14 protein-coding genes are annotated in these 13,793 nt (G+C 61.0%); 8 read left to right on the top strand and 6 right to left on the bottom strand.

All coding sequences use genetic code 11. The features are described from left to right. Window positions 1-10: 10 nt before the first annotated feature. Genes kdpB through BLV09_RS30655 form a run of 3 tightly spaced genes read right to left on the bottom strand, consistent with a single transcriptional unit; the run spans window position 11 to window position 3,987 of the window. The gene (gene kdpB, locus BLV09_RS30665) at window positions 11-2,125 is read right to left on the bottom strand and encodes a potassium-transporting ATPase subunit KdpB (protein ID WP_100385974.1); all 2,115 of its coding nucleotides are present in this window, start codon (window positions 2,123-2,125) and stop codon (window positions 11-13) included. Window positions 2,126-2,149: 24 nt separating this feature from the next. Beyond that, entirely contained in the window at window positions 2,150-3,853 is a 1,704-nt protein-coding gene (gene kdpA / locus BLV09_RS30660; protein ID WP_146690057.1) for a potassium-transporting ATPase subunit KdpA, read from the bottom strand. 44 nt (window positions 3,854-3,897) lie between these two features. Next, window positions 3,898-3,987, bottom strand: coding sequence for a K(+)-transporting ATPase subunit F (locus BLV09_RS30655; protein ID WP_016846764.1), 90 nt, complete (start codon window positions 3,985-3,987; stop codon window positions 3,898-3,900). Between the two features lie 619 nt (window positions 3,988-4,606). On the opposite strand from BLV09_RS30655, the gene BLV09_RS30645 reads away from it, so the two are divergent. The 5 genes from BLV09_RS30645 (at window position 4,607) to dapA (ending at window position 7,298) form a co-directional block, all read left to right on the top strand. After that, complete coding sequence (locus BLV09_RS30645) at window positions 4,607-5,068, top strand: hypothetical protein (RefSeq protein WP_146690055.1); 462 nt, start codon at window positions 4,607-4,609, stop codon at window positions 5,066-5,068. 23 nt (window positions 5,069-5,091) lie between these two features. Then, window positions 5,092-5,376 (top strand): hypothetical protein, encoded by a 285-nt coding sequence (locus BLV09_RS30640; RefSeq protein WP_146690054.1) that lies wholly within the window; start codon window positions 5,092-5,094, stop codon window positions 5,374-5,376. A gap of 183 nt (window positions 5,377-5,559) precedes the next feature. Continuing rightward, window positions 5,560-5,847 (top strand): hypothetical protein, encoded by a 288-nt coding sequence (locus BLV09_RS30635; protein WP_146690053.1) that lies wholly within the window; start codon window positions 5,560-5,562, stop codon window positions 5,845-5,847. Between the two features lie 36 nt (window positions 5,848-5,883). Next, window positions 5,884-6,339, top strand: a complete 456-nt coding sequence (locus BLV09_RS30630) for a hypothetical protein (RefSeq protein ID WP_146690052.1) — start codon at window positions 5,884-5,886, stop codon at window positions 6,337-6,339. A 2-nt stretch (window positions 6,340-6,341) separates the two neighbouring features. Continuing rightward, window positions 6,342-7,298 carry a 4-hydroxy-tetrahydrodipicolinate synthase gene (gene dapA / locus BLV09_RS30625; RefSeq protein WP_146690051.1) on the top strand — a complete coding sequence of 319 codons (957 nt, stop codon included), beginning with the start codon at window positions 6,342-6,344 and terminating at the stop codon, window positions 7,296-7,298. A 42-nt stretch (window positions 7,299-7,340) separates the two neighbouring features. Here dapA and BLV09_RS30620 read toward each other — a convergent pair whose 3' ends face one another. Next, window positions 7,341-7,628, bottom strand: a complete 288-nt coding sequence (locus BLV09_RS30620) for a hypothetical protein (RefSeq protein WP_146690050.1) — start codon at window positions 7,626-7,628, stop codon at window positions 7,341-7,343. 310 nt (window positions 7,629-7,938) lie between these two features. Here BLV09_RS30620 and BLV09_RS30615 point away from each other — a divergent pair, with 310 nt between their 5' ends. From BLV09_RS30615 to BLV09_RS30610, 3 genes are all read left to right on the top strand, one after another. After that, window positions 7,939-8,391 (top strand): hypothetical protein, encoded by a 453-nt coding sequence (locus tag BLV09_RS30615; protein ID WP_167558932.1) that lies wholly within the window; start codon window positions 7,939-7,941, stop codon window positions 8,389-8,391. A gap of 131 nt (window positions 8,392-8,522) precedes the next feature. Next, a complete protein-coding gene (locus BLV09_RS37530) occupies window positions 8,523-8,693 on the top strand; it encodes a hypothetical protein (protein ID WP_167558931.1) in 171 nt (56 codons plus the stop codon). Between the two features lie 26 nt (window positions 8,694-8,719). Then, window positions 8,720-9,124, top strand: coding sequence for a hypothetical protein (locus tag BLV09_RS30610; protein WP_146690048.1), 405 nt, complete (start codon window positions 8,720-8,722; stop codon window positions 9,122-9,124). Between the two features lie 62 nt (window positions 9,125-9,186). Here BLV09_RS30610 and fdhF read toward each other — a convergent pair whose 3' ends face one another. Further along, complete coding sequence (gene fdhF, locus BLV09_RS30605; protein ID WP_146690047.1) at window positions 9,187-11,952, bottom strand: formate dehydrogenase subunit alpha; 2,766 nt, start codon at window positions 11,950-11,952, stop codon at window positions 9,187-9,189. Next, entirely contained in the window at window positions 11,949-13,658 is a 1,710-nt protein-coding gene (locus tag BLV09_RS30600; protein WP_146690046.1) for an NADH-ubiquinone oxidoreductase-F iron-sulfur binding region domain-containing protein, read from the bottom strand. The genes fdhF and BLV09_RS30600 overlap by 4 nt, the downstream gene beginning before the upstream one ends. Window positions 13,659-13,793 lie beyond the last annotated feature (135 nt).

The raw sequence follows: 13,793 nt of genomic DNA, 5'->3' as shown, positions 1-13,793 counted from the left end.
GCATGACGGTTCAAGCCAGATTCAAGGCGGTGACGATGAGGTCGATCGCCTTGATACCGATAAACGGAATGATGATGCCGCCGACGCCATAGATCATCAGGTTACGGCGCAGCAGCGCACCGGCGCCGATGGCGCGATAGGCCACGCCCTTCAGTGCAAGCGGAATCAACGCAATGATGATCAGCGCGTTGAAGATGATCGCCGACAGGATCGCACTTTGCGGGCTTGCCAGATGCATGACATTGAGCACGCTGAGCTGCGGATAAAACGCCAGGAACATCGCGGGGATGATCGCAAAATACTTCGCGACGTCATTGGCGATCGAGAACGTGGTCAGCGCGCCACGCGTCATCAACAGCTGCTTGCCGATCTCGACCACTTCGATCAGCTTGGTCGGGTTGGAGTCGAGATCGACCATGTTGCCGGCCTCGCGGGCCGCTTGCGTGCCGGTGTTCATGGCAACGCCGACGTCGGCTTGCGCCAGTGCCGGCGCGTCGTTGGTGCCGTCGCCGCACATCGCGACCAGCTTGCCCTTGGCCTGCTCGTCACGAATCAGCTTCAGCTTGTCCTCAGGCGTCGCCTGCGCCAGGAAATCGTCGACGCCAGCTTCCGCGGCAATCGCAGCCGCAGTCATCGGATTGTCGCCGGTGATCATCACGGTGCGGATGCCCATGCGGCGCAGCTCGGCGAACCGCTCGCGGATGCCGCCCTTGACGATATCCTTGAGCTGGACGACGCCCAGCAAACGGCCGTCCTTGGCCACGGCAAGCGGCGTGCCGCCGGCTTTCGAGATCTCGTCCGAGATCGCCCGAACTTCCCGGGCGGCATCGGAGCCGATCGATGTCTGCAGCGCACGGACGGTGTTTCCGGACGCCACCGCGCGCGTGTCACCGCCGCCGACATAATTCAGGATCGCGTCGACCGCACCCTTTCGCACCGACGAAGCACCGGCATCGACGCCGCTCATACGGGTTTGCGCCGTGAACGGAATGAAGGTTGCCGCAAGCTCCGCCATGTCACGGCTGCGAATGCCGTATTTCTCCTTCGCGAGCACGACGATCGAGCGTCCCTCGGGGGTCTCGTCAGCCAGCGAGGCAAGCTGCGCTGCGTCCGCCAGTTCCTGTTCGGTCACGCCCTGTACCGGACGGAATGCCGTCGCCTGGCGGTTGCCGAGGGTGATGGTGCCGGTCTTGTCGAGCAGCAGGGTATCGACGTCGCCGGCGGCCTCGACCGCGCGGCCCGACATCGCCAGCACGTTGAAACGCACCAGGCGGTCCATGCCGGCGATACCGATCGCCGACAACAGCGCGCCGATGGTGGTGGGAATCAGCGTCACGAACAGCGCGACCAGAACGACCACGGAAATCGAGCCACCGGCATAGGTCGCATAGCTCGGAATGGTGACCGTGGCGAAAACGAAGATGATGGTCAGCCCCGCGAGCAGGATATTGAGCGCGATCTCGTTCGGCGTCTTCTGCCGCTCGGCGCCTTCTACCAGCTTGATCATGCGGTCGATGAAGGTCGACCCCTGGGCCGCGGTGATGCGGACGCGAATCCAGTCGGATAACACTTGCGTGCCGCCGGTCACCGCCGAGCGGTCGCCACCGGATTCCCGGATCACCGGCGCGGATTCGCCCGTGATCGCGGCTTCATTGACGGAGGCAACGCCTTCGATCACTTCGCCGTCGGACGGAATATTGTCGCCGGCTTCGACCAGAACGATATCGCCGACCTTGAGGCTGGTGCCGGGCACCAGGCGGTAGGTCTTGTCCGATCCCGTGAGCAACTTGGCCTGGCTCTCGGTCCGGGTCTTCCTGAGAGATTCAGCCTGCGCCTTGCCGCGGCCTTCGGCGACAGCCTCGGCGAAGTTAGCGAACAGCACCGTGAACCACAGCCACAGGATGATCTGGAACGTAAAGCCGAGACTTTCCCCGCCCGTCACGATCTGACGCAGAAAGATCACTGTCGTCAGCGCCGCGACGGCCTCGACTACAAACATCACGGGGTTCTTGATCATCAGCCGCGGGTCGAGTTTGACAAAGGCTGAGCCGAGTGCGGGCAGGACGATTTTCGGATCGAGCATCGCCGAGACCGGCACGCGCTTCTGTAATTTCATGGCTTCCATGGAGGTGACTCCTGACGTGATCGATCAAAACAGGGTGTTGGCGTTCATCGCGAGATGCTCGACGATCGGCCCCAGCGCCAGCGCCGGGAAGAAGGTCAGGCCGCCGATGATGAGGATCACGCCGACGACCAGACCAACGAACAGACCGCCCGTTGTCGGCAGCGTGCCGGCCGACGGCGGGATCGACTTCTTGCCCGCGAGCGAGCCGGCCAGCGCCATCGCCGGCACGATCATGAAGAAGCGGCCGACGAACATCGAGCATGCCAGCGTCAAATTGTAGAAGAAGGTATTGCCGGAGAGGCCCGCGAAGGCCGATCCGTTATTGCCGGTCGCCGACGTGAAGGCATAGAGCACTTCGGTGAAACCGTGCGGGCCGGAGTTCGCCATCGAGGCGACCGCCGACGGCAACACGACAGCAACCGAGGTCCAGCCCAGATACATCAACGGCAGCACCAGAATGGCGAGCATCGCCATCTTGACTTCACGCGCCTCGATCTTCTTGCCGACATATTCCGGCGTGCGGCCAACCATCAGGCCGGCGACGAAAATCGCCAGCACGACGAACAGCAGCATGCCATAGAGACCAGCGCCGACACCACCGACGATGATCTCGCCGAGCTGCATGTTGATCAGCGGAATCATGCCGCCGAGCGCCGTGAAGCTGTCATGCATCGCGTTGACGGCACCGCAGGACGCGGCGGTCGTAATCACCGCAAACAGCGAGGACGCGACGATACCGAAGCGGACTTCCTTGCCTTCCATGTTGCCGCCGGTCAAGCCGAGCGAGCTCAGCATGGACGTGCCATTGGCTTCCGCCCAATAGGTGACGGTAACGCCGGCGATGAACAGCACGCCCATCACGGCGAGGATCGCCCAGCCCTGGCGCTGATTGCCGACCATGCGGCCGAACACGTTGGTCAGCGCCGCACCGAGCGCGAAGATCGAGATCATCTGCACGAAATTCGACAGCGCGGTCGGATTCTCGAACGGATGCGCGGCGTTGGCGTTGAAGAAACCACCGCCATTGGTACCGAGCATCTTGATCGCGACCTGCGAGGCCACCGGTCCAACCGCGATGGTCTGCTTGGCGCCCTCCAGAGTGGTGGCATCAACATAGGCGCCGAGCGTCTGCGGCATGCCCTGCGAGACCAGGAACAGCGCATAAACGATACAGATCGGCAGCAACACATACAGCGTGCAGCGCGTCACATCGACCCAGAAGTTGCCGATGGTACGCATCGAAGAGCGGGAAAAGCCGCGGATCAACGCCACCGCCAGCGCGATGCCGGTTGCCGCCGACAGAAAATTCTGATGCGTCAGCCCCAGCATCTGCACCAGATACGACATCGTGCTTTCGCCGCCGTAGTTCTGCCAGTTGGTGTTGGTGATGAAGCTGATCGCCGTATTGAAGGAAAGATCCTCCGCGACCGCGGATTGTCCAGCCGGATTGAACGGCAATATCGCCTGCAGGCGCAGCACCGCATAGAGAATGAGAAAACCACCGACATGAAACAGCAGCATGGCGACCGTGTAGGTCAGCCAATGCTGTTCGCGTTTCTCATCGACGCCTCCGATCCAGTAAATTCCGGCCTCGACGGGCCGCAGCACCGGCGAAAGAAACGTGCGCTCGCCACTGAAGACGCGCGTCATGTACCAGCCGAGCGGCTTGACCAGCGCGACAATGATCGCACAGAACAGAAGAATTTGAATCCAGCCAATGACAGTCATCGGGATGTGCCTTTAGGATTTGCGCGGGATCGGTGCGAAGGCGGTCAGAACCGCTCGGGCCGTAACAGGGCGTAGGTCAGGTAAAACAGCAGGCCCAGGGACACGAGACCGGCGAGTGAATAATCGAAGATCATCGTTGTTCTCCTTCAAAGCGTTTTCGAGCGAAGTGGGTACCGGTTCGCGGGAAGAAAACGCGTGACAAATTCAGAGTCGTTCGCAGGCGTAGGTGTAACCAATCGCCGCTACGAAGAAGCCGAGGCCTAAGGCCAGCATGAAGATGTCCAACATGGGATGCTCCTGTGCGGTATAAGCGGAAAGACCCGAGGATGGTCTTTTCGCCCATTGTTGGGTGCTGACGTGCCACCCGACGCATAGGTTTTCGAGACGGAGCCAATGCAAACGTTATAGGAATCTTATAAAGGTTCCCGCGTCGTTCCGGCGGGCGCGGGACTTCTGCCGCTGGTACTACCGGTCGTGGGGCTGAGCCGACGGGTTGCCGCCGATGCGAGCCCAACGAAATTGAGCAAGCCTACCGCCCACGCATCCAAGATGGAGATGCGGCATCTCGTCCCGGCAGGTACAGCAAATGTACACGAAATAATGGGCGTCTGGCCGCGGTAGAAGCCCGCGCTACGCCCACTTATGGAATCCCTATATCTTGGGACCCCGCTTCATCTCGTTTTCAAATGCGGCTTTGGCCATCTTGCCCAGCACGGTCGTAACTCGCGGCCGTGGCTTACGTGAGATGATACGATGCTGCTACTTTCGGAACATCCTGGCGCGATCGGCGATCGGCTTCGCGACGCCGACACCGCGACGGCAGAACTCCTGTCGAAGGTTATTGGCGAAACCTGCCGACGCTTTCCATCTGTCGGACAGACCGGCAAGACCGCGCGGATCGAACGACTGATCGAGTCGGGAGCCTGGATCGACGCGGCACTTGCCTTGATCGATCTGGAACTGCCGCTGTGGCAGGTTCGCCGCCTCGCCTATGACGAGGGTGAGTGGCATTGCGCGCTGTCGCGCGAGCGCGAGCTTCCCGAATGGCTCGATCAATCGATCGAAAGCCATCACGCAGACCTGGCATTGGCGATTTTGAGCGCGTTCGTCGAGGCTCAACGCGTCAGCGCGCCATCGAGCAGGCCGAGCGTCCCCGCCGTACCGCGCGACCGAAGCGCGGCCTACGAGCCGCTTTGCGTCGACAACTTCGCCTGACGGCAATCTCCCCGGGGAACCAAATGCCTCGCTCGTTTCCAGTGACACTGAACGGCAAAACGCTTCACGTCATCATGCGGTTCAGTCTGCGAATGCTGGTGCTTTGCCTGTTTTCGGCATTCGGCAAGCTTGGCTTCGCGCGGAGCCTGGCGGCACTATTGCTGCTGTCCGTCGTTGTTTGCATCGTCACCGCCATCATGCGCAGGGAACGACCGTTCGCAGGCACGCTGACGAACTGGGACGAAGCCGCGGTCTACGGCTTGCTTTGTGCGTTGACGGTCACGGTCAGTCAGGTGGCTCCTTCGTGAAGGCCCATTCTCACAACCAATCCTAAACTTCTCATCAATGTTCAACGCGCCACGACCACTACATCTCTCTTATGAAATAGAAGTTGCCCCGCTCTCGAATTCATATGCGATCTCCTCGATATCTCAATCACAAAAAAACGGCAGTGCGATTGCTTCGACGGCATCGCCGCCAACCATCAGGAGATGACTGTGAAGACGATTGAAGAGCCTCCATCGTGCACATCTAACATTGTCATTATTGGACGGAACAGCAGGGGCAATTGGGTCGCCCAGGAACAGAACGGACTGTTCGGCGGATTATTCGTCAACCGCGCGCAGGCCATGAAATACGCATTGTTCGAGAACGGTCATCATCCGGAAACGATCGTGCTGACGAACAACATTGTCGAACTCGACATGCACCGCAAGGCGTCGTTTCTCCCCGAAGCGACCGGAATTGACGAAACCTCCCTTCGAAGCCGCGCCGCCTAGGCGCCCGCGTTCACCTCGAACAAAGGGAACACTCCTATGTCGCGACAGCCGCTCTCTTCACCACGAGACGAGATTGTCGATACGATGATCGATCTCGCACACCTTGCCAAATCGCATCGGATCGTCGTCGCCGGAAACGAAAGCATCGAGCTTTATCTGGCTCTCAAGCGACGAGGATTTGACTTTGGTGTCCTCGCATCGGCCTGCCGCACGCCCTGTGGGCAACACGCGGCGGGGCTGATCGGCGGATGTAACTCCTATCAGGCCATTGAGGCCGCGGTTGTTCAGATCTCGAGATTTCTCAACTCAGCCGCCAATATCGCCATATCGATCGAGTCGCGCGAAAGCGGACTTGTCGCCAGGGTTCGGGTGAAATTGCAGCAGCTTGGATTCAGAATAGAAGCCGGCGCCCGTTGCCGGGAAAGCTTCGTGCTGGCGGCGCACCGTCACGAATTCGGCCAGGACTTCGGTGTCATTCAAAACGTGGCGTGATCATGGCCAGAATTTATCCATCGCACTGGCTCGGCGGCTTCATCGCCGACCTTCCTACGCCATTTGATGACCACGACGGGATCGACTGGCCCGCGTTCGAGATGCTTTGCGAACACCAGATCGGATCGGGCGCGACCGCGATCGTCGTCAACGAAACCATGGGCGAGGCCTCGACACTCAGCGAGGACGAACACGGGGCAATCATCGGCACCGCCGTTAAAGTAGCGCGCGGCAGAATAGCTGTGATCGCCGGCGCCGGTTCCAACTCAACGAGCCAGGCGATCGAACTGACCGCCAGGGCCGAAGCCGAAGGCGCCTACGCGGTATTGTCGGTCGTGCCGTACTATAACAAGCCGATGCAGGCGGGCATCCTGGCCCATTTCCAGAACATTGCCGCTTCGACCAGTCTTCCCATTATTCTGCACGACAATCCTTCCCGCACGATGCGCGAGATGTCGGATGAGACCATCCTGCGGCTTTCGGAATCGTCGCAATTCCTCGGGTTGAACGACGCGACCGGAAACGTGGCCCGTCTGTTTCGTTTGAGGTCGATGCTGCCGGCCGAATTTCGATTGCTTTGCGGGAACGACGTGAACGCAGCGGCATATCTCGCCTGCGGCGGCGACGGCTGCATCTCGATGGTGGCCAATCTGTTTCCCGATCTATGCCGCCGCAGCTACGATAGCTGCATGACTGGCAATGTGCGGGTTTCGCGAGACCTTTCGGGTCGCCTTGCGGCATTCGGCGCGCTGCTCTCCGCGGATTCATCGGTCGCCGCGCTGAAGTACGGCATGAGCATGCTGGGCTTCATGGGGCCGGCGGTGAGACTGCCGCTCGTCGAGCTGGACGATGACGCCAAACAGGCGATTACGCTGCCGATTGCGGCTGCCCTGGGCGAAAATCAGATCGACAAGTCGAGCGCCCGTCCGCCGGCACACCGACGAAGCAACGCGAGATAGCTTGCAGAAAGCCACTCTCGCGCAACCGCGCTGATCCGGCTTTCAGTGGTCGATCCGCGTAAAATGGTCGTCGTCAATCCGGAGCCAGTCATGGTGAGGACCACGAACCCTGAACTCTCGTTCAATACGACGAAGCTTGGCGGCAGCGATGACCTTGAGCACAGCGCCGAAGAACGCCTTTACACCGCTCATAACGCGACTGGCATAGGCGCGGGCAGGCTTTGCCGAGATTCTTCCAAAGCGGTAGTTGCCCGGACGCAACTTCAAGCGATGTGAGCGACGATCGAGCGTCGGATCGGGTAACCGATTTCGGGTAAAGACCAAGGTCATCTTCTGTCTCCATGGCAACCAGAGTTCCGATCAAGCTTCGCTGAATCAGACTCGTCGCTTCCTGTTTGGTCGCGCCCTGCCCCGGCCGGAAGATGCGCCGGAGGACATAGGAATTCGAGAGGACCCGTTTCGCCTCGTCATAAGAACGCCATAGGCGCGCCACGCAGCCCCGGCGCGCGCCATGAAGCCAAATGCGTTCTTTATGCCGTCCCTATACGGCGCGCGGCCGAGCCGTCTCGAATTTACATGCGGTCAGGACTTAATAGGGATGCAGGCGCCGACCATGCGTCGGCGCGCCTTTGGGACCAGCATGTCCATGAACGCGATGACCTACAGCAAAGAAGTCTCTCAAGCGGCAGCCGGATCGAGGTTGTCATCTGAGCCGCTCGCGTCCGACCTGCTTCCAAAATTTCAACATCCCGCAGCGGCGCCGTTTCAGCGGCCCGGTCCGGAGGTCCTCAGCGAGGCGATTCCGGTATTCTTCATCGGCCGCAACCGAAATGGTTTTTGGATCGCGCGCGATGTGGACGGAAGGTTTGGTGGTGTGTTCTGGTCCAAGGAGGCTGCGATTCGTTTTGCGAGAAACATCTGGCCGGCCGGATGCGCCACCATCTTTCCGCAAACTCGCTTTGAGCTTGATATCGAGAATGGCGGTAATCCGCTTGTTTCCTACATAGAGATCACCCAGCGTTTTCTCACGCGGGGGCTGCGCCGGTTGACCGCTGTTACGCGAACCCTCGTTCGCCTCGGAAAGCGGCCATGACTCTCCTCATCCATCATGATGCCCGATCGGACCATCGGGTCCGTCGCGCGCTGGAAACTGATCCCGGTAAAACGCGGACCGAAGCAGCGCGCGCAACCGCGAAGCGAGGAGTTATCAGATCCGCCATCACAATGCTGCTGATCATGACGGCCCTGGTGGGAATCATCGCACTGAAAACCGAGATCTACCTGGCTCGCCTCACGAGCCCACGCCTGACCTCGGCCGAATTGGTTGATTCAGCCAAAACAAAGGTCGCAACCGCGATCGCTGATGGGGGCCAAGCCAAGGCCGGCCAGAGATAAGGCTGAGGGGCTGTCGAAACGCTATTATGGGTTTGGGGGCATCTGGAACGGAACGGCACATCAAGACATTGCGCGCCTGGCAGCTTGCCCTTCTGCGGTTCGTCGTGACGCTGGACAATGCCGACAGGCTGGCGGTATTCGCGATCGCGGGCGAAATCGACAAATTGAGCCTGGACGACAGCGCAAATCCCGGCTTCAGATTCTTTCGAAAGACCAGCGCAGACCTTTGCGCATCAATTTTGGATCCGAACGAGGCCGGCCTGGTGTGCTTGCGTCAATACCTTGCGAGGATTGACGACGAGCGGCTGAAGCGCATTTTTGCAGCTGCCATCGGGTGCGATCCACCGGAAAAACCTTCCATCAGCAGGCCAGCCGGACGAACCGGCGATCTGTGGCGAGGGCTCGCCTCCAGAACGTTGCGGACAGGCTGACGACGTCCATATCGTGACGCGGGTTGCTAGCCTCGTCACAGGCGCGGCGTCGAAACCGGCGGCTATTCAGCGGCGCTGCGAAGCTCGGCCTTTTCAGCCCTGACGGCGCAGAACTTGAACTCCGGAATCTTGCCGAATGGATCGAGCGCGGGATTGGTCAACAGGTTCGCCGCCGCCTCCGCGTAGCAGAACGGCATGAACACCATGTTTTCCGGCACGTCGCGGTCGGAGCGGACTTTGAGTTCGACGGCGCCGCGGCGCGTTTCCAGCCGGATGAAATCGCCGGGCCACACCTGCAACCGCCGCATATCCCTCGGCGACATGAAAGCCACCGCCTCAGGCTCGATCTGGTCGAGCACGTGGGAACGCCGGGTCATCGAGCCGGTATGCCAATGCTCGAGCACGCGCCCGGTAGAGAGCACCATCGGATATTCGTCGTCGGGCAATTCGTCCGGCGGCAGCACATGCGCCGGCACGATCCTGCCGCGGCCGCTCTCGGTCGGATAGCCGGTCGTAAAGATGATCTCGTTCCCGGGCAGATGCGGATCGTCGACCGGATAGGTCACCGCGCCCTCGCGCACCAGCCGCTCCCAGGTGATGTTGTTCAGCGACGGCATCACCTGCGTCATTTCGGCGAAGACGTCGGCCGGCCCCTCATAGCGCCAGTCGAGGCCCATGCGCCTGGCGATCTCCTGGATGATCCATAGATCCTGCCGTGCATCGCCGGGCGGCTTGATCACCTCGCGCGCCAGCTGCACGCGGCGATCGGTATTGGTGAAGGTGCCGGACTTTTCCGCAAAAGCCGAGGCGGGCAAAATGACGTCGGCGTGGAATGCCGTTTCGGTGACGAACAGATCCTGCACGACGAGATGATCGAGCTTGGCCAGCGCCTCGCGTGCGTGTTGCAAGTCAGGGTCGGACATCGCGGGGTTTTCACCCTCGATATACATGCCGGTGATCTCGCCGGCATGGATCGCGTTCATGATCTCGACCACGGTCAGCCCGCGATTCGGATCGAGATCCTGATGCCAGAGCTTCTCGAACGGTTCGCGCAGATCGGTGCGTCCGACCGGTTGATAATCCGGCAGGAACATCGGGATCAGCCCGGCGTCGGAAGCGCCCTGCACATTGTTTTGCCCGCGCAGCGGATGCAGCCCGGTGCCGGGCCGGCCGACCTGCCCGGTGATCAGCGCCAGCGCGATCAGGCAGCGCGCATTGTCGGTGCCATGAACATGCTGGCTGATGCCCATGCCCCAGAAGATGATCGAGGCCCGAGCGCGCGCATACGTCCGCGCCACCTCGCGCAGGGTTTCCGCGGGAATGCCGCAGATCGGCTCCATCTTCTCCGGCGTGAATTCCTTGATGCGTTCCTTCAGTTCGTCGAAGCCTTCGGTGTAGCCCGCGATATATTGCTCGTCGGTCAAGCCTTCGGTGATGATGGTGTTGATCATCGCGTTGAGCATCGCGACGTCGCTGCCGGGCTTGAATTGCAGGTGCTTGTAGGCGTAACGCGACAAGGACTGCCGGCGCGGATCGATCACGATCAGCTTGGCGCCACGCTTGGCTGCGTTCTTGATGAAGGTCGCGGCCACCGGATGGTTCACGGTCGGATTGGCGCCGATCACGATGATGACTTCGGCATCCATCGCCGCCGAGAACGGCGCCGACACCGCGCCGGAGTTCAGCCCTTCCATCAGGGCTGCGACCGAGGAGGCATGGCACAGCCGCGTGCAGTGATCGACGTTGTTGGATCCGAAGCCGGTACGCACCAGCTTCTGGAACAGATACGCTTCCTCGTTGGAGCCCTTGGCCGAGCCGAAACCGGCCAGCGCCTTGACGCCCTTCCCGTCGCGGATCTTGACGAGACCCTTGGCGGCAACATCGAGCGCCTCCTCCCAGGAGGCTTCGCGGAAATGCGTGAACGGATTGGCCGGGTCGACCTGATCGTTGGAGTCCTTCTTCGCATTCGGCAAACGCACCAGCGGTTTGGTGAGACGATGCGGATGATGGATGTAGTCGAAGCCGAAGCGGCCCTTGACGCAGAGCCGGTTGTGGTTAGCCGGGCCATCACGGCCTTCGGCATAGATAACCTTCTCATCCTTGACCTGATAGGTGACCTGACAGCCGACGCCGCAGAACGGGCACAGCGAATCCACCTTCCGGTCCGGATAGGTGACTCGGGTCTGGTTCTCGTCGAGCATGACCGCCGGCATCAATGCGCCGGTCGGACAGGCCTGCACGCATTCGCCGCAGGCCACGCAGGTCGATTCTCCCATCGGATCGTCGAAGTCGAACACTATTTTCGACCCGTGACTACGATAAGCCATGCCGATGACGTCGTTGACCTGCACTTCACGGCAGGCGCGCACGCAGAGGCCGCACTGGATGCAGGAATCGAGATTGACCCGCATCGCGGGATGGCTGGCATCAGCCTGCCAGCGCTCAGCCGCCGGGAAGCGGCTTTTGGTCACTTCGACTTTTTCGGCCCAGTGCCAGAATTTCGAATCCGGATCATGCGAGGTTTCGCGTGCCGGCTGGTCGGCAACCAGAAGCTCCATCACCATCTTCTGCGCTGCGACGGCGCGTGCACTCTCCGATTTGACTTTCATGCCGACACTGGGCGTGCGCTTGCAGGAAGCCGCCAATACGCGCTCGCCCTCAATCTCCACCATGCAGGCGCGGCAATTGCCGTCCGGCCGATAATCCGGCTCAGGGGAATAGCAAAGGTGCGGAATCTCGTGGCCCTGGCGTTTGGCGACCTGCCAGATGGTCTCGCCGTCGATGGCTTCGACCTGCTTGCCGTCGAGTTCGAATTGGATCTTGGTCATTCCGCAGCTTCCTTTGGAAGGAACTCATCCGGGAAATATTTAATCACTGACGTTAGCGGATTCGAGGCCGCCTGACCGAGGCCGCAGATCGAAGCATCGCGCATCGCCTGGCTCAATTCGTTGAGCAATTCGCGGTTCCACACCGGCCGCTCCATCAAGAGCGCCGCTTTCTGGGTGCCAACGCGGCAGGGCGTGCACTGACCGCAGCTTTCGTCTTCAAAAAAGCGCATCAAATTCAGCGCCGCGGCCTTTACGCTGTCTTGTTCGGAGAGAATGACAACTGCTGCCGATCCGATGAAGCAGCCGTATTTTTCCAGGGTGCCGAAATCCAGCGGAATATCGTCCATCGATGCCGGCAGGATGCCGCCGGACGCCCCGCCCGGCAGGTAAGCGTGGAAGGTATGGCCGTCTGCCATGCCCCCACAGAATTCGTCGATCAATTCGCGCACCGTGACGCCGGCCGGCGCCAGCTTCATGCCGGGATTTTTGACACGTCCAGACACCGAATAGCTGCGCAGGCCGTGGCGGTCGTTGCGGCCATGGCTCTTCCACCAGTCGGCGCCCTTCTCGACGATGTCGCGTACCCACCACAGCGTCTCGATATTGTTGATTAGCGTCGGCAGGCCGAACAATCCGACCTGGAACGGATATGGCGGCTTGTGCCGCGGCAACCCGCGCTTGCCTTCGATGCTTTCGAGCAGCGAGGATTCCTCACCACAGATGTAGGCGCCGGCACCGCGCCGCAGGTGCAGCACGGGACCATCAGGTGGCAGCTTGGCAAGCTCGCGATCGAGAATTTCGCGCGCGGCCGGATATTCGTCGCGAATGTAGATGTAGATATCGGTCGCTTCCACCACATGCGCGCCGATCAGCATGCCCTCGAGAAAACGATGCGGATCGGTCTCGAGGTAGTAGCGATCCTTGAACGTGCCGGGCTCACCCTCGTCGCCATTGATAGCCATCAGCCGCGGCCCGGGCTCGCCGAGCACGGCGCGCCACTTTCGACCCGTGGGAAAACCCGCCCCGCCGAGACCGCGCAACGACGCGTCGTCGAGCGCCTTCAACAAATCTTCCTTCGCCAGATCGCCGGAACGCAGGCGCCTGAGCAACGTATAGCCGCCACCGGCGACATAGGCGTCGTAATCGACATAGTCAGGCAGATGCGCGTGGGTGTCACCGCCTTTCGCCGCAGCCAGCACGCCCTCGACGCTGGCATGATCGACAAAGTGATGGCCGACCTCGGCTGCCGGCGCTGTATCGCAACGGCCGACACAAGGCGCACGCACCACGCGAATGCCGGGGCCGGCGGTGTTCTGCAATTCCTGCAACAGTTTTTCGCCACCCAGCATGGCGCAGGTCAGGGAATCGCAGACGCGAATGGTCAGCGATGGAATGTCGGGCGCGCCCTCCTTCACCACGTCGAAATGCGCGTAGAAGGTCGCGGTCTCGAACACCTCCGCGAAAGAAAGCTTCATCTCGTCGGCGAGTGCGGCGAGGTGAGCGGCGGAAATCTGACGATACTTGTCCTGAATAAGATGCAGATGCTCGATCAGCAGGTCGCGGCGCCGTGGCCGGTCGCCGAGCAGAACTTCGATCTCGTGCGCGGCGGTCGGGTCGACCTGACGGCCCTTCGGGGTCGCCGTGGCTCGCCGGCGCCCTTCGCCGGGATGCTCGAACGCGCGAACCTGATGCACATTGTGACTCATTGGAAGATCTCGCTCTCCATCAGCCACGTACCCTAAGCCCTGGCATGCCAGATGCCAAGATAAATTAGGGAGTTCCCATAAGCATTTAAGGGGCATGCAGCGTCGCTGGCATGCCCCCCTTTTAGATTGATGCGG

This window comes from Bradyrhizobium canariense, assembly GCF_900105125.1.
In the GTDB taxonomy this organism is placed as follows: domain Bacteria; phylum Pseudomonadota; class Alphaproteobacteria; order Rhizobiales; family Xanthobacteraceae; genus Bradyrhizobium; species Bradyrhizobium canariense_A.
Note: the sequence above shows the minus strand (reverse complement) of the source record. Positions and strands in the feature narration are given on the sequence as shown.